Source organism: Sphaerospermopsis sp. LEGE 08334 (assembly GCF_015207205.1).
In the GTDB taxonomy this organism is placed as follows: Bacteria; Cyanobacteriota; Cyanobacteriia; order Cyanobacteriales; family Nostocaceae; genus Sphaerospermopsis.
On sequence record NZ_JADEXH010000065.1, the window covers coordinates 1 to 21,679 of the forward strand.

A 21,679-nucleotide genomic window follows, 5' to 3' on the forward strand; every position below is an offset into this window, starting at 1 on the left:
TCATCCTGAAAATCCTTAAATCCTGGAAATCCTGATTCAGACAAATACTTAAATCATCAAATCACCACCAACCATTAAACACTATCATCCTGAAAATCCTTAAATCCTGGAAATCCTGATTCAGACAAATACTTAAATCATCAAATCACCACCAACCATTAAACACTATCATCCTGAAAATCCTTAAATCCTGGAAATCCTGATTCAGACAGTAGTATGCTATAATTCTCACTAGATATACCCAGCAACTACCATGAGTCAATGTCTCAATCCTGACTGTCTTTACCAAAATCCCCAAGGTACTAATTTTTGTGTAAGTTGCGGTGCTAAAATCATCTTAGATGATCGTTATCTCCCCCTGAAATTTATTGGAGAAGGTGGTTTTGGACGCACTTTTCAAGCTGTAGATATCAAAAGATTAAATACACCCTGTGTCATTAAACAATTTTTACCCCAACAAGCAGGAAGTTCATCTTTACAAAAAGCAACGGAATTATTTCAACAAGAAGCTCAACGACTGCAAGAGTTAGGTAAACATCCGCAAATACCCGACTTACTCGCTTTCTTTCCCCAAGATGGTAGACTGTATTTAATTCAGGAATTTATTGATGGGCAAAATTTACTGCAAGAATTAGAAACTCAAGGTAAATTAAACGAACCACAAATTAGAAATATCTTAACAGAGTTATTGCCGATTTTGCAATTTATCCATGACAACAAAGTCATTCATCGAGATATCAAACCAGAAAATATTATTAGAAGCACAACCGGTAAATTATTCTTGATTGATTTTGGCGTTTCTAAAGAAACAAGTGGTAGTATTTTAAATAGAGTGGGAACTATTACCGGAACTCCTGGATATGCACCACCGGAACAATTTCGGGGGATGGTTTATCACAGCAGTGATCTCTATAGTTTAGCTGTAACTTGTATACGTTTATTGACGGGACTTTTTCAAAAAATTGATGGTTCTGATTTCTTGTTTGATACTATAAATATGGAATGGCAATGGCAAAAGTATGTTTCTTTAAGTCAGGAATTAACTGATATTTTAGAAACAATGTTGCAAGATATTCCTAAAAAACGTTATCATTCAGCAGCAGAAGTTTTAGCAGCATTAAATAATCCCATTCCTCAAAAAACTGTTGTTATTCCTAACCCCCAACCTCCGCAACCACAACCAACTTCTAATAATCCATTTAAACAAATTTTTCAACAGTTGATTTCTCCCCCCACTAACCCACCTCAACCAACGATCATTAAACCTCAACTCAGGAATACTCATACATCATTTCAGGAAAATTTAGGTAATGGTGTATTATTAGAAATGATTGCTATTCCGGGGGGAAGTTTTTTAATGGGTTCACCGGAAAATGAACCTGAGAGACGTGATTCAGAAAGTCCCCAGCATCGGGTAACTATTCAACCATTTTACATGGGCAAGTTTACTGTAACTCAGGCACAATGGGAACGGGTAGCAGCGTTATCAAAAATTAAACAGGATCTCAATCCTCAACCTTCCCGCTTTCAAGGTAAAAATAAACCAGTGGAAAGAGTTTCATGGCTTGACGCGCAGGAATTTTGTGCTAGAATAAGCAAAGCTACAGGTAAAAAATATCGTCTACCCAGTGAAGCTGAATGGGAATACGCCTGTAGAGCCGGAACAACCACACCATTTTATTTTGGTGACAACATCACCACAGATTTGGTAAATTACAACGGTTATTATTATTATTCCTATAACCCCGGTGCAAAAGGTAAATATCGTGAACAAACCACAGATGTAGGTTCTTTTCCCCCTAACTCCTTTGGTTTATACGATATGCACGGTAATGTCTTGGAATGGTGTGGAGATGACTGGCACAAAAATTATATAAACGCGCCTACAGATGGTATTGCTTGGATTGATAGAGGCGCTAGTAAGGTGCTGCGCGGTGGTTCTTGGTACTCCTACCCCACGAGTTGCCGTTCTGCGTTTCGTGGCAGCCACAGCCCAGACTACAGGAACGACTCCTACGGTTTTCGGTTGTTAGTTTCCGGCGCAAGGACTCTTTAGTTCTTTACTCTCTTACCCTTTTACCGTCTACACTTTTTCTTTTTCCCTTTCTTGTATCGCCATCAGGCGATCAAATTTTTTCAAAATTTTGGAGGTATTGCTTTTAGCATATCACATCAATGAGGAAAATGGCACTGAAATATTAATATATGATATATATGGGCGCACTCTTTTCCACCTATAACATAAGCATAGTCGAAACTGAGAATTTTGTCAAGGGTTAAAATTGTCAGAATCAGGATATCCAGGATTTAAGGATTTTCAGGATGTTGTTTAATGATTGTTGGTGGGGATTTTGTAGACAAAATAATTCTTGATAAAAAATTAATATTCATGCAGTTGCATATATATATACAGTTGCAGTAATTTCCAGGAAAATATGCCATAACAGAAACGAAGATACTACGACAATTGGGTGTCTATAAATGGAAAATCCTCAAATTCAGTTTAGTGAAGGCCGCGCAAAAATTGATCTTTACCAACTTCAAAACTTATTTAATATAGCCGCTTTTTGGGCAAAAGGGCGGAGTATAGAGGATTTAAGCATAGCCATTGCTAATAGTAAACCTGTAATTTCTGTTTGGGATGGAGAACAACTAATTGGCTTTGCAAGAGCTAATTCTGATGGCATCTATCGCGCTACAATTTGGGATGTTGTCATTCATCCAGAATATCAAGGTAAGGGACTGGGAATCAAATTAGTAGAAACAGTTTTAGCTCACCCACTTATGCAAGTGGAGAGAGTTTATTTAATGACAACTCATCAACAAAAATTCTATGAAAAGATTGGTTTTCAAACTAATAATACCACGACAATGGTACTATACAATCAATCGGATCTAGGTTCTATTCCGACTGGAGAAGTTCAGCTTCAGGAGTCAATAGGGGGATAGAAATTTGTAGTCTGGTGCAATCTTGTTTTACTTCTGTGGTGATGGGATCTGTGGTGATGGGAGAGGAGATAATTTCTAGTTTTCCTCCCATCGTTTCTAGTAATTTTTGATTAAGTAATAGTTTCATTCCTGATGAGATTTCTATATTGTCTTTTATATTGTCTTTTATATTGTCTTTTATATTGTCTTTTATGTTTTCTTGAGTTGTGTTGTTTTCAGAGGCAATCAAATTTATTTCTTCACTAGAGATCATAGCATGAGTGGGGACATCTAGATAAATATGCACAACATTATTAATAATATTATTTGTAGCTGTATTTGCAGGTGCAATACTACTGGAAAGATGAATACTACCTTCTTCCATTTGTAAAATGGTAGTATCTATTAAATTCACCAATATTTGACGTAGCCAGCGGTTATCTGCTAAAACGTAAATCTCTGGTTTAGGAAATGATATAGTAAAAGGATAATTGCGATTTGCAGCCAGCATATAAGTTAATTTATGAACTTCTTCTACAACTTTAGTTAACTGTACAGGCTGAATTTCTAATTTATTTGTTCCGTGTTCTGTTCTAGCAACACTGAGAATTTCATCAATCATTTTTAGCAATTTGAGCGATCGCTCATAAGCTTGTTCAACAAATTCCCTTTCTTCCTCTGGATTTTCGCACAAATCATTTAAAATTAATTGATGTAATCCTATTAAACCATTGAGGGGCGATCGCAATTCATGGGTAGTTCTAGCTAAAAAACCACCTTGAAACTGGCTCATTTCCCTAGCCATTTGGTAGGCTAATTGGGTTTGGTTTAATTTGTCTAAAGTTTTTGGTAAAACTTTGGTTTCTTGCTGTTGTGGGGCATTTTCCACAGGAATGGATGAAGATTTAGATGACTGTAGGAATAACTTACAAAAACCTATTCCTAAACCCATTCCTGTTCCTAGATATAACCATTCATTTAAGCTAGTCATAGAAAATTTTACTCTTGAGTACCATTATCAATTATCAATTATCAATTATCAATTTTAATTACTCCTTGGCGCAAAATTTGCCAATCATTCCCTGTCCATTTAACAACAGTAGAAGGTATTCCCAAACCTTTATATTCAGTCGCTTCTAAAGTGAGAACATCAGGAAAATTCAGTTCTATTTCTGCTCGATTTTCTAAAGCTGGTTGTCCTGATAAATTAACGCTAGTGGTAGCCATTGGTCCAGTTTGTGCTAAAATATTTTGGGCAACTAAATGATTGGGTACTCTAATTCCAATAGTAGTTGGATCAGTAGGATTCATAACTTGAGGAATTTTCTCACTAGCAGGTAACACTAAAGTCAATGCACCAGGCCAATATTGATTAACTACCTCCTGCCAAATTTGATATTCAGTCTTATTTCCTTTTACATAATCCCATAAATCTTCGGCTTTAGCAGCCATTAAAATTAAAGGTTTATCTAAACTGCGTTGTTTAGCAGTATAAATCAATTCTGCCTGTGCGGGTAGAGAAGCTAGTGCAGGTACGGTATCCGTGGGGAAACTAATTAGTTTTCCAGCTTTTGCAGAGTTGATGAGAACTTCTAGAGAAACATTCATAAATAAATATCAGAAAATTACTTATCTATTTTTAGATATAACCGACAAATATCAGGTGACAGGTAACATAATTGGTTTAATTATAAATTAAACTATATAATAATTATGACATCCTGTACATCCTATAATCCTGGATATCCTGATTCTGACAATAAAAATCCTGAAAATCCTGATGCTGAAAAAATCAGATCCAGGACATTCTACATATTTACATAAGCTACCGCAAAACGTTCTATTCCTGCTAAATCTGCATGAATAGAAATATCACAATAACTACCATTAGTTTCCAACAATTCTTGCACCGTTTCCGCCTGTCCCGCCATCATTTCAATTAACCAAACCCCACCCAGACGCAAATAAGCAGGAGCAACTGCGATTAAATGACGAATACAATCTAAACCATCAGCACCACCATCTAATGCTAGATGGGGTTCATGTTTCACTACTTCCGGTTGTAATGTCAGTACCGTATCACTGGGAATATAAGGCGGATTTGATACCATTCCGCTAAATTGACCTTTCCAATTTTCTAAGGGTTTCCACCAATCTCCTTGGTAAAATTTAACTCGTTTATTAAAACCCAAGTTTTCCGCATTGGTTTTCGCAACCTCTAAAGCTTCAGCACTGACATCTACAGCATGAATCGTAGCATTTGTCAATACCTCCGCTAAACCAAGAGCGATCGCCCCACTCCCAGTCCCCAAATCTGCCCAATGACCTGATTGTAACCCCTTACTTTCAGCAGCGTTTACGGCCAAATCAATCAAAATCTCTGTTTCCGGTCTAGGAATTAAAACCGCATTTGACACAGCGAGTTTAAAATAGCGCCAAGGTGTCACCCCAGCAATATACTGTATCGGCAAGCGTTCATGCAAACGTCTTTGCCATAACCTGTCTAACTCTGTCAAAGATAACTGCATTTTAATTTGCTGCCATGATTTGAAAGACTCTAAACGCAGTGTTAAGCGGTCTAACTCAGTTATTTCCTGCAACAGCCAATCAACTTCTACAGGAGAAATGTCCGTAGATAAAGCATCTTTTAGTGCTTGATTACGCCACTGCCAAACTTCCATACCAGTAACTGACTGTTGCTTTGCCATGATTAACGCCGTTTAGAAGGTGCATTATTCTGCTTGGCAGCATTGTTTTTAGGCAAAGTCCTAATATATTCTCTAGACTCTGGGGATGGAACCAAAACCACCTGATTTAACCAAGAATCATTTTTATCTTCTAAAGTTTTAATCACCCCATCCACATCTATTACCTGAATATCAGCTTTAGGAAACTTTGGTTTCACTTGGTTCAATAAACCTAGTGCATCTTGTTTACTCAAGAATAAAGGAATCATTTGCTGATTATTCGCACCTAATTGAATTGGCACATAGCCTTGATCTGGTGCAAACCTTACCGCAAATACAGGCACGCTTTTAAATTGATTTACTTTTTGACCACCTGCATTTAGTAAAGTTAGTGCGCCTTTAACTTCTTTGTCTACAGGTTTAAACGCAAATAACAGTCTATTCTGTTGGTTTTTACTTTGTTGCAATTGCTGATAAATTACACCTAGAGGAACAGCGGTAACTTGCAACTGTTTGGTCATTGCTTCTAGTTTTGGGTCTTTATTTTTGGCATTTTGCAATTCTTTGACAAACGCCAAAGCTTCCTGCCGACTCATATATACACCAGTCACTGAAGCTCCTGGTTGTCCATTTTGTGCGGGTATAGTCTGACTCAACGGTAAACCCTGATCATTCGTAATCAAGTAAACTGGTACAGAATCCAATTTTTCTTTGACTTGTTGTTCTGATAATGCCAGTACAGGAAAATCAACAGCTACCACGCTTCCAAATAGGGTACTACCTACTAAACCCAGCGTTAAGCCCCAGCGAACCAATGATTTCATAAATACTCCTTATCTCCATATCAATAGTTGAATTAACTTAGACAATCAGAAAACGGTGGTATTTTATACCCACAAAAACCAGTTTAATTATCTAACCAGCTATTTTAGCTTTAAATAACTTTATAGATTTGATTTTGCTAATTGTCTTGATTTTTGCCTTGCTATTCATTACTAAATGCTGTATTAGTTTATTATATTCTCCAACATAGACTGAGTTCCGGGACTGATTCATCAAAACAATGCCATTTTATTGTATTGTTTTTCTTCCTTATTGATGACGCTAGGACTTTATAAACCGTTCCATTAGCTGATCAACTGATTCTGTGAAATTCGGTATATATTAGAAATTATTTCAATATAGGACTAATATTTGATTTTTGAAAAAAACTCCGTACACCTAAATTCTCTAAAACCCTTTTGCCTCTTGCATTAGTGCCTCTTGCCTGCCTAAATAGATAATTAGGGTTTGCTGAATAAATGTAAAACCTGTATGAATCAAGTTTCCAAATACAAAAAACTCCTTGATATCCTTGAACTCCTGACTCCTTGAAGATAGGGAACAGGGAACAGGGAACAGGGAACAGTTTCAGCTATCTGTCATCCCCAAATTTTTGGATTTCTTAGTCCCAAAATGCACGGTTTTGAAGGGTATACCTGAAAAAGTGTGCATTTTTTGGGATTTTGAGAGATGGCAAAGAAATTTTAAAATCTCCTCCTGACTCCTGACTCCTATACCCTCACGGAAAGACTTTCTCAGCAAACCCTAATTATGGCTTCGCCACGCTACGCGAACAGATATCAAATCAGATTCCTATAGCTTAAATCAAAATAAGAATAACTAAACTATACTGTCTACTAACTGAGCAGCAAATCTAAAATATTAATGTTGAATAAAAATCGGGATGACAGGATTTGAACCTGCGGCATCCTGCTCCCAAAGCAGGCGCGCTACCAAGCTGCGCTACATCCCGGAAAACTTTTTACTGTTGATAGTTTAGCTATACATAACAAAAATTATGTTTAGCTCAAGCATCTTTCTAACTATATCATACTAAAAACAGATTGCCAACCCCTTACTGGGAAATTACTGGGAAAAAAATCAAATCACTTCCTTAATAAGAGTTTTTCTGTTGACTCAGCCTGAAAAAGTTGATACTGATAGATTAACGCTTATCGGTCAACCAAACAATAATAGCACATCTTAGGTATGATAGCGAATTGATGGCGGCAACCTGTTTTGTTTGCTTGAGGATCATTGAGGATACCAAAACATCCCTTTAATACCTTCTGGGTCAGGCATAAAACCCATAGTCCGGTAAAAATCTACAACATGAGGGTCAGCGAAGAGAGTAACATTGCTAATTTCTTCACTTCTGAGTTTTTTGAGGACATATTTCATCAATGCCTTACCCATACCTTGACCTTGGAAGTCTGGATGAACTACCACATCCCAAATAGTGGCATTAAAAGCATGATCTGAGGTAGCACGGGCAAAACCTATTAAACGCCTTTTGTTTCCTCGTACTTGCCACATAGAAGCGACGAGAAAACTATGTTCAATGGCTTTTTTTACTTTTCTCAGAGGACGACGCGACCAACCCACCGCATCACAGAGTTCTTCTAGTTCATACAAGTCGATATCGCGTTCAGTGCTAAAAACGATAGTATCGCTTCCGGCACTAGAGTTGCCTCTATCTCCCCGTGCATACTCATCAAATGCGGTCGTTTTATTTGTCGCTACAGATTCAGAACTACTAAACCAAGTTTTCCAAAAACCCATGCCAACGTGGTTCGGGTAACATGACTGAATTGGTTACTCTGCTTGAGAGTGTTGAATCATTAGTAAAAACACTGTCTCTGTTCTATCTCCAGACACCTAACCTAAAGAATTACATTGGGTGTTTTCGGAATGGGGACTTTTGACAGCCAGTTACTCAAAGTTTCAAACCAATCATTTTTAACTTTAGCATTTTGTTTTTACAATCACCTAGCTAAAGCACAGGGTATTTTTGGCAAATTCCTGGGCTTTCATATCCTGGATTGTTTTTAGTGGTTGATTTTTTGTGCCATTGAAATCAAGATACGACATGATCAGGTATTTTGATGTATCCATATCTATAATTTTGATGAATTTGCCGCTGATGCAGCCCCAAACAGAATCATTTGCCCAAAATTGACAGCAAAAAAGACAATGGAGGCGATCGCCTGAGCGAATTTGTGAACTTAGATCCCAACAATCCAATAGACGACAACAATAAATTATGTAGAATTTCCCTTATTAGCTAGTATGATATCAAACTTCTACCTCTATTTTCACCTTTAGGTAAAATCTATGCTCCAGCGGCCAAAACGGAAAAATATAATAGCCAAGTAGTAAATAACACAGTTTTATAGCAGGAGTCAGGAGTCAGGAGTCAGAAGTAAAACCCTATTGTAGTAAGAGTTTCATGATCAATTGATGTCCTAACTACTCTGTCTACAACTACGGCTATAGCTTTATTTTTATCAAAAAAATCGGGTCTAAAACCGCACTTCGTCCCGCTACGCTAACGCCTTTGAAAGCGAAAAGTTTTTGAAGTGGGGTATAAATCCCCAGTACAATAGGCCTCCTGCCTCCGTTCACAAAGCAAGCAAGTCTTACCTCCAACAATGACTTCTGGTTTAAAATCCTCAACACTGGAACTCCTAAAACGTTTTAACCGAGCGTTTCCCCAATTTTATGAGCAATTTGTTAGCAGTGAGATACAATTGCAAAATTTGCGACTAGCATACCGTCTATATAAAACCAGACGGGCTGTGATCGAGATCAAGCCGGAAGGTAGCAAAAGTGCGCTGCATTTTGCATATCGTAATCAGTCTTTTCTCCTCAGCGATATTTTTGGTGTGCTGGCAGCTTATGGTTTAACTATTCACGGTTTGAGTCTCTATGGTCAGATTCAACCACCAATGTTAGTTTTTATCAAACTGCTAGTGTCCCGTGGCAGCAAAGCCCTGACGGAAAAAACCGCCGAAAATGTTTGTCGTGCCATTCGTGAGGCTCTGGGAAGTCGGTTTGAGGTAGAAGAGATGTTAGCCGTCGAATTTAATCTCAATGCTAGTTTAGAGCAGGTACAAACCGATTTTTACGTTGATCCTGTTTTTCATCTCCCTGCCTTGGTAATTGAAGCCGATAATCAACCAGGATTATTTTATAAAGTTATGTATGCCATCTGGCAAGAAGACCTATTAGTAGTCAATGCCAATTTATTGGTTTGGCGGGGACGTACTCGGCTAATACTCTACTTGCTCGGTCCAAACGAAAGCCTGATTCCTGAATATCTCGGTAACAAAATCGCTGAAGGAGTCCGACAAAGGTTACTTGCTCATTAATTGGTGATTGGTGATTGGTGATTGGTGATTGGTGATTGGTGATTGGGAAAAATACAAATAACTTCCCCCTGCTCCCTGCTAGAAAGCTCCCCTGCTTCCCACTTCCCCAGTCCCATAAACTATTTTCTTCTCCGTATTTAGTCGCTCCCGCTCTTCGGGTTACGATATGGATATGGCAACAATAGAAATCTTCGGCGTTCACCACGCTTATGAGTTAACGGCTCCCACCTCTTGCCCCCATGCTTTAGTGTTTATCCACGGTTGGCTCAACAGTCGTGGATACTGGCAACCTGTGATTTCTCGCCTATCAGTTGATTTTCAGTGCTTGTCTTATGATTTGCGCGGTTTTGGTGAATCTCAGTCTCAGGCAAAATTTGATTTTAATCACAGCCGAAACGCCCAAAAACTGCACAAACTAAAGCTCAATTCCACTACAGATCCTAAATTAGTTAGCTATACTGCTGATTCTCTGTATTCTCCTTTCGCATACTCTCAAGATTTAATAGCTCTGCTGGAAGTTCTCAATCTCAAGAGTGTTTGGCTGATTGGTCATTCTTTGGGAGGTACTATTGCTCTATGGACAGCGGCTCAATTACCTGACCTTGTTAAAGGAGTTATTTGTATTAATGCTGGTGGTGGAATTTATCTTAAAGAAGCATTTGAGCAGTTTCGCTCAAAGGGTCAAAAATTTCTCCAAATTCGGCCACGCTGGCTTTACCAAGTGCCTTGGATTGATTTGCTCTTTACCAGAGCCAGTGTATCACGTCCTTTAGACCGTTTTTGGGCGCGTCAACGAATTATTGATTTTGTTGTAGCCGATCCAGAAGCTGCCCTAGTAACGCTTTTAGACTCTACAACAGAGGAAGAAGTGAACCGCTTACCTCAGTTAGTTTCACAAATCAAGCAACCAGTTTATTTTTTAGCTGGTGCGGATGACAAGCTTATGGAACCCAAATATGTACGCCATTTAGCCAGCTTTCATCGGCTTTTTCAATACGTTGGTGATAATTTTATTGAAATTCCTCATTGTGGACATCTGGCAATGTTAGAACAACCAGATGCCGTTGCTGACCATATTCGGTCATTAGTCATTAGTCATTAGTCATTGGGCAGAAAATTTTAGATTTTAGATTTTAGATTGGGTTGATACAAACAATCCAAAATCCAAAATCCAAAATCCAAAATAAAAAACTCCTGCCACCTACCTCTCATACAATTGCATGACTTGGGTTAAAGGCAGTCGAGAATGAACGCCCAAAGTCAGAGAAGATGTATGTCCACGGGATAGATGATCAGCCGCTGCACAGCCGATCATGGCGGCATTGTCAGTACAGAATTTTAAGGGCGGGAATAGGACTTGGAGATTATGCTCGGCGGCAGCCGCTTGTAAATGCTTTCTTAGTCCACTATTAGCCGCTACACCTCCACCTACGGCAATTGTATTTAAACCATAGTCACGAGCGCAGGCGATCGCTCTTTTGGTTAAGGCTTTGGCTATTGTTTCTTGAAAACTGGCTGCAATATCAGCTACGGGCAATTGTCCACCATCTTTTTCTAACTGCTGCACTAACCTTAATACGGCTGTTTTTAAACCGCTAAAACTGCCATCATAGGGATGATAACCCCCACCTGGTAGGGAAATTCTTCCTTCTGGTAATGCAAAAGCTTGGGGATCACCTGTCTGCGCCAATTTATCAATCACAGGTCCGCCGGGATACCCCAACTTTAATAATCTTGACACTTTATCAAAAGCCTCACCCGCAGCATCATCACGGGTTTCTCCTAGAGTTTCGTAATTACCACAATCTTTAACATAAATCAAGCTTGTATGTCCGCCTGAAACGAGTAAGCTAAGAAATGGGGGGTCTAAATTGGGTTGTGCTAGGTAAGTAGCATAGATATGGCCTTCCAGGTGATGAACTCCCAAAAATGGTTTTTCATGCACCATAGCCAGGGTTTTGGCAGCCGTTAACCCTACCAACAATGCTCCTACCAGTCCAGGCGCACAAGTGGCGGCAATCCCGTCAATTTGTCCCCAGTTCATTGCGCTTTCATCGAAAGCTTGGGCTATTGCCTGATTAATTATTTCTAAATGTTGCCTTGAAGCTACCTCTGGAACTACCCCACCATACTGCTGATGGATGGGAATTTGCGAGGCTATGATACTGCTGCAAACTTGACGATTCTTGACAATTGCCACAGCAGTTTCATCACAACTTGTTTCGATCGCTAAAACGGTTGTCATAGTGATTGGTGATTGGTGATTGGTGATTGGTGATACAATTTTGGATTTTGGATTATTTTTGTCAATTCCAATCTAAAATCTAAAATCTAAAATTTTCTTCCCCAATCCCAAACCTTACTTTTGGTTGCGAAGCTTTAACTTTTATTTACTTAAACTTTACTCGATTCCCAGCCAAGAGTATGATGACTTGCTAGTTATCCAAATTAAACATTGTACAAGCCGCTTCGTGTTGTACAAAAAACTTCTTGTTTTGTAATAAAAGGAAACAACTCAATGAGACGATTGTTTGCTTTGATTTTAGCGATTGGTCTTTGGTTCAATTTTGCCCCCTCAGCTAATGCTCTGGGCGCTAACCTTGTTCCCTGTAAAGATTCTCCCGCTTTTCAAGAGCTTGCCCTAAATGCCCGTAATACCACCGCTGACCCTGAATCTGGTAAAAAGCGGTTTGAACGCTATTCTCAGGCTTTATGTGGTCCTGAAGGCTATCCTCACTTGATTGTTGATGGTCGCTTGGATCGGGCTGGAGACTTTTTAATCCCCAGCATTCTCTTCCTGTATATCGCTGGTTGGATCGGCTGGGTTGGCCGCGCTTACTTACAAGCGATTAAGAAAGAATCTGATACTGAGCAAAAAGAAATCCAAATTGATCTGGGTTTAGCACTACCCATCATTGCTACTGGGTTTGCTTGGCCTGCTGCTGCAATCAAAGAATTTCTCTCTGGTGAATTAACCGCTAAGGATTCAGAAATCACTATTTCTCCACGCTAATTCATCTGCTCTCATTCACTTGTTTTTGGAGACTCAATTCATGGCTGACAAAGGCGAACAATCATCCTATTTGATTAAGTTCATTTCTACAGCACCTGTAGCCGCTACTATCTGGCTGACCATTACAGCGGGCATTTTGATCGAATTTAACCGCTTCTTCCCTGACCTACTTTTCCACCCTCTACCATAGGGTAAAACGGGTTGATATCAGTAAACAGTACCCAGTAAATACATCAAATCTGATTGCTGTTTACTGATAACTGAATCAATGCCACCCTTTTTGAATTTTGAAGCTCGAATTTTGAGGCAACATAAAATATGGCACAATCAGTAAACGCATCCAAAAATCTCCCCAGTGATCCCAGAAATCGGGAAACTGTAAGAGCAGCTGGCGGTAATCCTCAAGATGGAAACCTGGAAACCCCAGTCAATTCTTCTCCCCTGGTTAAGTGGTTTATTGGTAACTTACCCGCTTATCGTACTGGTCTAAATCCTTTTAGACGTGGATTAGAAGTAGGCATGGCTCATGGTTACTTGCTCTTTGGACCTTTTGATAAATTAGGTCCCCTGCGGGATGCTGCTAACGCTAACTTAGCTGGTTTGTTGGGTAGTATTGGTTTGGTAGTAATTCTTACCGCTTGTCTATCCTTGTATGCTAACAGCAATCCTGCACCAGCACTTCCCAGTGTGACTGTACCTAATCCTCCAATGGATGCTTTTAATTCCAAAGAAAACTGGAACAACTTTGCTAGTGCTTTCTTAATTGGTGGTATTGGTGGCGCTGTAGTTGCTTTCTTTTTGACTGCCAACTCTGGACTGATCCAAGGTTTAATCGGTTAATTTGATCTGTGGTAATGGGTAATTGGTGATTGGTGATTGGTGATTGGTAATTGGTGATTGTTGATCATTTTCGCCAATTATCTATTACCTGTTACCCAAATAAAACAGCTTCAAGTGGTAATGGGTAATTGGTGATTGGTGATTGGTAATTGGTGATTGTTGATCATTTTCGCCAATTATCTATTACCTGTTACCCAAATAAAACAGCTTCAGGTGGTAATGGGTGATTGGTGATTGGTAATTGGTAATTGTTGATCATTTTCGCCAATTATCTATTACCTGTTACCCAAATAAAACAGCTTCAATTTGATTTAAAGCAGTTTCAAAATCATCATTGACAATTTGAAGATCAAATTCTGCTGCTGCTTCTATTTCCTCTTGGGCGCGATTTAGACGACGAGCGATCGCCTCTTGAGAATCTTGTCCTCTTCCCCTTATCCGTTTCTCTAGTTCTGAAAATGAAGGCGGTAGTATAAAAATACTCAGTGCGTTAGGGTAGGAAGCCTTAATTTGTCTTGCCCCTTCCAATTCAATTTCTAGGATCACCAACTTACCAGACTGAATTTGCTCAAGCACCGCTGCACGGGGAGTTCCGTAATAGTTACCAGCAAATTCCGCCCATTCCAAAAGTTCCCCTTGAGCAACTAATTTTTCAAACTGGCTGCGGTTGATAAAGTAATAATTTTGTCCATTAATTTCTCCTGGACGGGGAGAACGAGTCGTGGCAGATACTGAATAATACAGTTCTGGATGAAGTTGGAGGAGCTTTTGCATCAAAGTTCCTTTGCCAACTCCACTAGGACCAGTTAAAACAATCAGTTTGCCCAAGGACGGACTTTCTGGGGTAGTAGCACCACTAGGTATGGGTAAGACTTGCATTATCCCTTCAACTTCTGAATTCATCAATAAACGTTATTCATTAGTCTGATGCTTTGTTGCGAGACTAAAGAATTAGAATTGTAGCACCAGTGACAGAAAACTTGTCTAATTGATATCCTACCGTCGATATAGCATAAATAGGAGGGGTTGACAGCCGACAAGCACTTTAGGGATTCAAGTCTCAATTTTTTTGTCAACGAGTAGAGATAAATCTTGATTAAATGTGAGCATCTGTTAGCTTTTGTTAGTAAAACACTAACTAGCTGTTAACCCCACCTATAATTAGTTATCGGCAGTCTGATGCTCACGGGAAATGACAAACCGATTTGCTACCGTTTCCGGCTGAATCGCTGATAAAATAATATGACTGGAATCAGTGATAATGACAGCCCTAGTTCGTCTACCATAGGTGGCATCTATCAGTTGCCCTCTATCTCTGGCATCGGTAATAATGCGCTTAATTGGGGCAGATTCTGGACTGACAATGGCAACTACTCGATTAGCGGAAACAATGTTGCCAAAACCGATGTTGATTAATTGAATATCCATAAAAAAAATAGGCGCTCAAGGCGCGAGGAAAAGTTCTTGATAAACATATTCTCATGTTATACATAAAAAATGAGAGTTACAACGATTAAAGTCTTGATATCTTGAGTTTTTAAATCACAACTCCCGGCTTTTAGCTTTTTATCAGCTATAAATGCTAAAAATATTTCTAAGGATATATAGAAAATTATATTCATAAAAGGTAGTCGTCGCGAGATTGCCCACCAATATTGTTCGGTTATTGTTCGGTTAACGAAATTTACGTATTCGAGATCCCCCATTATCCCCTTGAAAAGGGGGAATTTAATTTGTGTAAGCGGGCAAGATGCCTACACCACAAGACGGGATAGACAAGAGTTTGGGTGATCCGATGTCAATAAATGAAGTTTTGTAACAAATTTGAGTATCTGCGTAAAAACTACAAGCTGTGAAAGAAAACCAAACAGGAGCAGACAAGTAGTTGGCATATTGATTGGAGGAAATGGAAGAATGAGCAAACACAGTCTATTGAATAAAGCTGTATATAACTCAAAGGAAAAATCGTTCCTATCCAACTCTTGAAACTGTCACCGTGGCGTAGCACCTGTCACCTGTCACCTGTCATTTATTTACTGATATTCTGCATTAAGAAGCTTGATAGCGTTGGTTTTTCCAGGTTGAAATATTAACTGTATCCGAATTGTGTATCAAAATTGTGTATCAAACGATGATGAACAAAAAATTCTTACAAAGTGCAAGTGTAATATGCACTATATTTACCGTTCTTGGGGTGAATAGCTTTGAAAAGCAGCTATCCTTCAGGGGGCAAAAAGCACTGTACTCTAACCTTGTACTAGCACAAACATCCCAGGAACAGATTGCCCGCCAAGTTTATCAAAAATCAAGTCCGGCTGTGGTGACGGTTCAAACAGGTCAAGGTCATGGCAGTGGTTTTATTATCAGTAAAGATGGGTTAATTATCACCAATGCTCATGTCATTAAACCACCACCAAGAAACCAAAAAGAAGTAGAAGAGTATAATCCAAAAGATTTCCCCAGTGTAGTGACTGTTGTTTTTTCTGATGGGAAGAAAGTCGCGGCTGATGTATTGGGTTTTGGTAAAAATGGATTAGATTTGGCAATACTGAAAATCCATAATCAGAAAAACTTGCGGACACTTGATTTAGCTGCGGCTGGATCTGCGAAAGTAGGCGATCGCATTTTCACTCTTGGTACTCCTCTGGATGCAGATTTCAAAGACACTTTTACCCAAGGAAACATTACTCGTATTGATTCCAGGACTGGAGAAATTCAACATGATGCAGTGATACAAGGAGGTAATTCTGGGGGACCACTTCTTAATAGTAAAGGTCAAGTGATTGGGGTAAATACAGCAGGAATTGTCGGACCTGGAAAATTAAATAGTGGGATGAATTTTGCTATTCCTGTTGCTCAAGTGCAATCTTTTATTACTGCTGCCAGAAAAAAAGATATCTCTTCTGTCTCTACCCTATTTGAGAGATCCACAAAACCTGCTATTGCCAGTATCTCACTTAACGGTCAGATAATTAATGGCAATTTAAATCAAGGCGATGATATTGATATCAAAAATGGTAGCTTTGTGAATTTATATCAATTTCAGGGTCGAGCCGGTCAACAGGTAGTAATTGAGATGACAAGTCAGAAAATTAATTCACTTTTGAGTTTATATCAAGTGAGCGAATCTTCTGAAGGTAACAGTTTTAACAAAATAGCCGAAAACGATGATAGAGGGGCTGGTGATTTTAATGCTCAAATAGATATGACATTACCAGAAGATGGGGTTTATTTAATAGTTGCCACTTCTCAACAACGAGGAGAAACTGGAAATTACAGTTTACAGGTAACAGCTAAACCTTAAATAGTGGGTATATTTTGCTAAAAAAGGATTTTTCAATGAACAGAAGTCAGTTTTTTAACGGTTACAGAAAAAAGCACTATTTGATAATCTAACAATTTATCAAATATGTGATCCATTACCTTCAACTAATGATTTTTAATTTATCAATCTCAACAACAATATTATGCGACAACAATCATTTTTCATCACTTTAGGACTAGCTGCTGTCACATCTTTAGCAACTATTAGTCTACCTGCCAATTTTAGCCAATCAACTGCTGCTGAATTGCAATCAAATCAAGTCACTTTCCTTTGTCAGTCAATGTTTGATGCAGCAAGTGGTGAGAGCATTCCGACTACAGTTGCTTGGATTCCTGAAAGAAAAGGTCATGTGTATTTTATTGGCTGGAAATCTGAATACTTTAATAAAGGTGGCTGGACTCCAGCACAACGCTGTCAAAAAGTCTCACAAAAATTCCAAGAGTTTTATGAACAAGGTCGTTTGAATTTTCTGTCTACTGGGAAAATTAAAGGATATCCTGTTATCTGTGGTGTTCTTAATCAAGGAGAAACTTGCAATCCTAGTAATCAACTATTTACTTTAAGAACAGGGAGTGATGCTGAGGACGTAATACAAAAGTTAATGGATATTGCTGAAGGTAAAAGTGGAGGGATAATTTTCCAAAATTCAAATGACCAGTTGTATGTAAGTGTGAAAGATTTTTTCAATAAATCTCCCTTAATTCCGGGTAAATAATTACGTTTTTGGGAGGGTGGTTTAAATGATCTTGGAAATTCATCAAATTTACCGCATTAGAGGATGTTTGAAAATTCTCTCATGATGTATCAAAAACTCTCAGATCCCCCCTAACCCCCCTTATTAAGGGGGGAATTAGAGTCAAAGTCCCCCTTTTTAAGGGGGATATAGGGGGATCGATAGGTAATGAATACCACACAAAAAAGTTTTCAAACAACTTCTTAAATTACCCACTATTGAACAAGAAAACCAGTAGAATAACAAAAATTAGAAATCCTCAATACGTCCTTTCTTTGTAATTAACAAATTTCCCATCATGAACATGAATACCAAAACAGTCAGCATTTTCTCTTTAGCATTTTTATTAGTTTCCACTTTGAGTATTAAAACTTCATCTAATTCTGCTTCCCTAGCAGCAATTGATAATACCAGTTGTCAAATCGAAGCCGACAATGGTGAAACTGGAGAATATTCCCAAAAACAACTACAAACCATCGCCAAGAGAATTACAGTCAGAGTAATAGGTGATAATAACAGCGGTTCAGGAACACTACTCTCTAAACGAGGAAATACTTATTTAGTTTTAACTAATTCTCATATAATTAGAGGAACTACCAAAATTTCTTTAACAACAGCAGATGGTAAAACCTATAATGCACAAACAGTTCTTAACACTAACTTTGATAAATTTGATTTAGCATTATTACAATTCCAAAGCAATGAAAATTACTGTTTACAAGAAGTAACTAATTTTGTTCCTTTTACAGAAATGGAAGTAATGGCGGCGGGATATTCTGCTACCAAAGGACAAATAGTATTTAGCACTGGTACAGTCCAAAAAATATCCCAAAGACCACTAAAAGAAGGCTATCAAATAGGTTATAATAGTGATATTGAACAAGGAATGAGTGGCGGTGCAATCATTAATTCCCGTGGACAAATCATAGGCATAAATGGTAGAAGTGCATACCCAATATTAAATACAGGTTATGTTTATCCAGATGGTTCACGTCCTAGCAATGCAGAAATACAAGCAATGCGAAAACTCAGTTGGGGAATACCAATCTCTACTGTTTTAGCACAGGTAAAACCAGAAATTATTACCGCCTATTCCTTACCTGTACCAAATATTTCCCAACCAGTACCAGACGTACCAGCATTAACAGGATGGTTAGGAGAATTAGAACAAAAAGCCAAACAAATAACCGTGAGAATTGATAGTAGTAATAATAGCAACGGTTCAGGAGTAATTATTGCTAAGGAAGGAGATACTTATACTGTTTTAACTGCGGCTCATATTTTCTGTGAAAGTGAAAATGAAACTCAATCCTGTGGACGTTTTAATTATTCAATTCTTGCCCCAGATGGTAAACAATATCCTGTAGAGAAAAGCAGTATTAAACTAGAATCAGGAGTAGATTTAGCAGTAGTTAAATTTAGAAGTCCAGCAACATATCAAATTGCCACCTTAGCAAATTATCCCACAAAAGATGGTGAATTTATCTTAACAGCAGGATATCCCAAATTAGGGCAAACATCACCTTGGCGGTTGACAATGGGGCAGATTTTTAGTAAGGAACAAGGACTATTAGAAACTACCCAATCAGATTTTAGAAACAATACTTCTGGGAACTCAGGGAATCTCAGTGCAAGTGTTAGTCAAAGTGCAGTTTCCTTAACAGGAGGATATGAATTAGTTTATAGTAGTATCACCTTTGGAGGTATGAGTGGGGGACCAGTGTTAGACTCCCAAGGAAGAGTAATAGGTATTCATGGACGTTCCGAGGGAGAAACAGCTATTGATGAAAAAACAGGTGATAGCGGTAGTAGTGGTGGACAAGTACAAATAGGTAATAGTTTAGGTATTCCTATCAGTACCTTTTTAGCAATAGCAAACAAACTAGATACCCCAGGACAAAAAGTAGAAACTACCCCAGCACCAAAATTAAATGAACAAAAAGTTAACTCTATACAAACGGCAATATTATCAATAGATGTTTCCAAAGGAAATACCACCGCCAGTCAATGGATAGAAAGAGGAAATCAACTGTGGCGTTTACGTCGTTATCAAGAAGCTATAGAGGCTTTTGATAGAGCAATTAATCTGAAACCAAAGTTTATTCATTTAGCGTATTATGGTAAGGGTTTAGCTTTAGGTGGTAAGAAAAAATATCAAGAAGCGGTAGCTCCATTGCAACAAGCAGTGAAAAGTAAACCTGATTTTGTTGCTGCTTGGAGTCGGCTAAGTGTAGTCTATAGAAACTTACAGCAACCAAAGGAAGCCTTAGCAGCAATCAATAAAGCTATTGAACTTCAACCAAATAATCCTAATTTGTATAATGAAAAATTCTTTGTATTATATAATTTAAAAAGGTATGCAGAAGCAGATGTAGCGATAAATGCAGCGATTAAACTCAGTCCCCGTTCGGCATTTTACAACAATCGCGGTCTTGTTTACAAAGAGCAGAAAAAATGGGAATTAGCACTAGCAGATTATAACCAAGCTATCAAAATTAATCCTGATTTAGCTAATGCCTACAACAATCGCGGTCTTGTTTACTATGAGCAGAAAAAATGGGAATTAGCACTAGCAGATTTTAACCAAGCTATCAATATTAATCCTGATTTAGCTCTGGCTTACATGGGTCGAGGTCTTGTTTACGGTGAGCAGAAAAAATGGGAATTAGCACTGGCAGATTATAACCAAGCTATCAAAATTAATCCTGATTTAGCTCTGGCTTACATGGGTCGAGGTCTTGTTTACGGTAAGCAGAAAAAATGGGAATTAGCACTAGCAGATTTTAACCAAGCTATCAAAATTAATCCTGATTATGCTGATGTTTACAACAATCGCGGTAATCTTTACGTTCAGCAGAAAAAATGGGAATTAGCACTGGCAGATTATAACCAAGCTATCAATATTAATCCTGATTTTGCCGGGGCTTACAACAATCGCGGTCTTCTTTACATTGAGCAGAAAAAATGGGAATTAGCACTGGCAGATTATAATCAAGCTATCAATATTAATCGTGATTTTGCTGAGGCTTACTACAATCGCGGTAATGTTTACTATGAGCAGAAAAAATGGGAATTAGCACTGGCAGATTTTAACCAAGGTATCAAAATTAATCCTGATGATGCTGTTGCCTACTACAATCGCGGTATTCTTTACAGTGACCTGAAAAAATGGGAATTAGCACTGGCAGATTATAATCAAGCTATCAATATTAATCCTGATTATGCTGTTGCCTACAACAATCGCGGTCTTCTTTACATTGAGCAGAAAAAATGGGAATTAGCACTGGCTGATTATAACCAAGCTATCAAAATTAATCCTGATTTTGCTGCTGCTTACTACAATCGCGGTGGTCTTTACGGTGAGCAGAAAAAATGGGAATTAGCACTGGCAGATTATAACCAAGCTATCAAAATTAATCCTGATTTTGCTAAGGCTTACAACAATCGCGGTGTTCTTTACTATGACCTGAAAAAATGGGAATTAGCACTGGCAGATTATAACCAAGCTATCAAAATTAATCCTGACTATGCTGTTGCCTACAACAATCGCGGTAATCTTTACTATGAGCAGAAAAAATGGGAATTAGCACTGGCAGATTATAACCAAGCTATCAAAATTAATCCTGATTATGCTAATGCTTACAACAATCGCGGTCTTGTTTACTATGAGCAGAAAAAATGGGAATTAGCACTGGCAGATTATAACCAAGCTATCAAAATTAATCCTGATTATGCTGTTGCCTACAACAATCGCGGTCTTGTTTACTATGAGCAGAAAAAATGGGAATTAGCACTGGCAGATTATAACCAAGCTATCAAAATTAATCCTGATTATGCTGTTGCCTACAACAATCGCGGTGCTGTTTACAAAGAGCAGAAAAAATGGGAATTAGCACTGGCAGATTATAACCAAGCTATCAAAATTAATCCTGATTATGCTGTTGCCTACAACAATCGCGG

General features: G+C 38.4%; 18 protein-coding genes and 1 tRNA gene. 10 read left to right on the forward strand and 9 right to left on the reverse strand.

Annotation, left to right across the window (positions count from 1 at the left end; genetic code table 11):
- The first annotated feature begins 253 nt into the window (after positions 1–253).
- Positions 254–2,056 (forward strand): bifunctional serine/threonine-protein kinase/formylglycine-generating enzyme family protein, encoded by a 1,803-nt coding sequence (locus IQ237_RS24060; RefSeq protein WP_194059687.1) that lies wholly within the window; start codon positions 254–256, stop codon positions 2,054–2,056.
- A 425-nt stretch (positions 2,057–2,481) separates the two neighbouring features.
- A complete protein-coding gene (locus IQ237_RS24065) occupies positions 2,482–2,949 on the forward strand; it encodes a GNAT family N-acetyltransferase (RefSeq protein WP_194059689.1) in 468 nt (155 codons plus the stop codon).
- Here IQ237_RS24065 and IQ237_RS24070 read toward each other — a convergent pair.
- The 6 genes from IQ237_RS24070 to IQ237_RS24095 form a co-directional block, all read right to left on the reverse strand.
- Complete coding sequence (locus tag IQ237_RS24070) at positions 2,903–3,919, reverse strand: sensor histidine kinase KdpD (protein ID WP_194059691.1); 1,017 nt, start codon at positions 3,917–3,919, stop codon at positions 2,903–2,905. The genes IQ237_RS24065 and IQ237_RS24070 overlap by 47 nt on opposite strands.
- A gap of 41 nt (positions 3,920–3,960) precedes the next feature.
- Positions 3,961–4,536 (reverse strand): L-threonylcarbamoyladenylate synthase, encoded by a 576-nt coding sequence (locus tag IQ237_RS24075; RefSeq protein WP_194059693.1) that lies wholly within the window; start codon positions 4,534–4,536, stop codon positions 3,961–3,963.
- Between the two features lie 200 nt (positions 4,537–4,736).
- Positions 4,737–5,636 carry a peptide chain release factor N(5)-glutamine methyltransferase gene (gene prmC / locus IQ237_RS24080; protein WP_194059695.1) on the reverse strand — a complete coding sequence of 300 codons (900 nt, stop codon included), beginning with the start codon at positions 5,634–5,636 and terminating at the stop codon, positions 4,737–4,739.
- Between the two features lie 2 nt (positions 5,637–5,638).
- Entirely contained in the window at positions 5,639–6,439 is an 801-nt protein-coding gene (locus IQ237_RS24085; RefSeq protein ID WP_194059697.1) for a Tic22 family protein, read from the reverse strand.
- 897 nt (positions 6,440–7,336) lie between these two features.
- Positions 7,337–7,410: transfer RNA gene (locus tag IQ237_RS24090), tRNA-Pro, on the reverse strand.
- Between the two features lie 281 nt (positions 7,411–7,691).
- On the reverse strand, positions 7,692–8,219 hold the full coding sequence (locus tag IQ237_RS24095) for a GNAT family N-acetyltransferase (RefSeq protein ID WP_194059699.1): 528 nt from the start codon (positions 8,217–8,219) through the stop codon (positions 7,692–7,694).
- 869 nt (positions 8,220–9,088) lie between these two features.
- On the opposite strand from IQ237_RS24095, the gene IQ237_RS24100 reads away from it, so the two are divergent.
- Together IQ237_RS24100 and IQ237_RS24105 are read left to right on the forward strand one after the other, a co-directional pair.
- Positions 9,089–9,808 carry a hypothetical protein gene (locus IQ237_RS24100; protein ID WP_194059702.1) on the forward strand — a complete coding sequence of 240 codons (720 nt, stop codon included), beginning with the start codon at positions 9,089–9,091 and terminating at the stop codon, positions 9,806–9,808.
- A 172-nt stretch (positions 9,809–9,980) separates the two neighbouring features.
- Positions 9,981–10,910 carry an alpha/beta fold hydrolase gene (locus IQ237_RS24105; protein ID WP_194059704.1) on the forward strand — a complete coding sequence of 310 codons (930 nt, stop codon included), beginning with the start codon at positions 9,981–9,983 and terminating at the stop codon, positions 10,908–10,910.
- A 99-nt stretch (positions 10,911–11,009) separates the two neighbouring features.
- Here IQ237_RS24105 and tsaD read toward each other — a convergent pair whose 3' ends face one another.
- The gene (gene tsaD / locus IQ237_RS24110) at positions 11,010–12,053 is read right to left on the reverse strand and encodes a tRNA (adenosine(37)-N6)-threonylcarbamoyltransferase complex transferase subunit TsaD (RefSeq protein WP_194059706.1); all 1,044 of its coding nucleotides are present in this window, start codon (positions 12,051–12,053) and stop codon (positions 11,010–11,012) included.
- A 273-nt stretch (positions 12,054–12,326) separates the two neighbouring features.
- Between tsaD and IQ237_RS24115 the strand changes: the two genes are divergently transcribed.
- The 3 genes from IQ237_RS24115 to IQ237_RS24125 all read left to right on the forward strand — a co-directional run bounded on the left by IQ237_RS24115 (position 12,327) and on the right by IQ237_RS24125 (position 13,661).
- Positions 12,327–12,821, forward strand: a complete 495-nt coding sequence (locus tag IQ237_RS24115) for a Photosystem I reaction center subunit III (RefSeq protein ID WP_096565858.1) — start codon at positions 12,327–12,329, stop codon at positions 12,819–12,821.
- 40 nt (positions 12,822–12,861) lie between these two features.
- Complete coding sequence (gene psaJ, locus IQ237_RS24120; RefSeq protein ID WP_096565856.1) at positions 12,862–13,011, forward strand: photosystem I reaction center subunit IX; 150 nt, start codon at positions 12,862–12,864, stop codon at positions 13,009–13,011.
- A gap of 128 nt (positions 13,012–13,139) precedes the next feature.
- Positions 13,140–13,661 carry a photosystem I reaction center protein subunit XI gene (locus tag IQ237_RS24125; RefSeq protein ID WP_194059708.1) on the forward strand — a complete coding sequence of 174 codons (522 nt, stop codon included), beginning with the start codon at positions 13,140–13,142 and terminating at the stop codon, positions 13,659–13,661.
- A 282-nt stretch (positions 13,662–13,943) separates the two neighbouring features.
- On the opposite strand, the gene gmk is transcribed toward IQ237_RS24125, so the two are convergent.
- Together gmk and remA are read right to left on the reverse strand one after the other, a co-directional pair.
- Positions 13,944–14,543, reverse strand: a complete 600-nt coding sequence (gmk, locus tag IQ237_RS24130) for a guanylate kinase (RefSeq protein WP_194059718.1) — start codon at positions 14,541–14,543, stop codon at positions 13,944–13,946.
- A gap of 279 nt (positions 14,544–14,822) precedes the next feature.
- Positions 14,823–15,089 (reverse strand): extracellular matrix/biofilm regulator RemA, encoded by a 267-nt coding sequence (gene remA, locus IQ237_RS24135; protein WP_194059710.1) that lies wholly within the window; start codon positions 15,087–15,089, stop codon positions 14,823–14,825.
- Between the two features lie 703 nt (positions 15,090–15,792).
- Here remA and IQ237_RS24140 point away from each other — a divergent pair.
- From IQ237_RS24140 to IQ237_RS24150, 3 genes are all read left to right on the forward strand, one after another.
- Complete coding sequence (locus IQ237_RS24140; RefSeq protein ID WP_194059712.1) at positions 15,793–16,965, forward strand: trypsin-like peptidase domain-containing protein; 1,173 nt, start codon at positions 15,793–15,795, stop codon at positions 16,963–16,965.
- 163 nt (positions 16,966–17,128) lie between these two features.
- Positions 17,129–17,701 carry a COP23 domain-containing protein gene (locus IQ237_RS24145; RefSeq protein WP_194059714.1) on the forward strand — a complete coding sequence of 191 codons (573 nt, stop codon included), beginning with the start codon at positions 17,129–17,131 and terminating at the stop codon, positions 17,699–17,701.
- A 316-nt stretch (positions 17,702–18,017) separates the two neighbouring features.
- Positions 18,018–21,679: serine protease (locus tag IQ237_RS24150; RefSeq protein ID WP_194059716.1), on the forward strand; the 3,662-nt coding region annotated here is incomplete at its 3' end.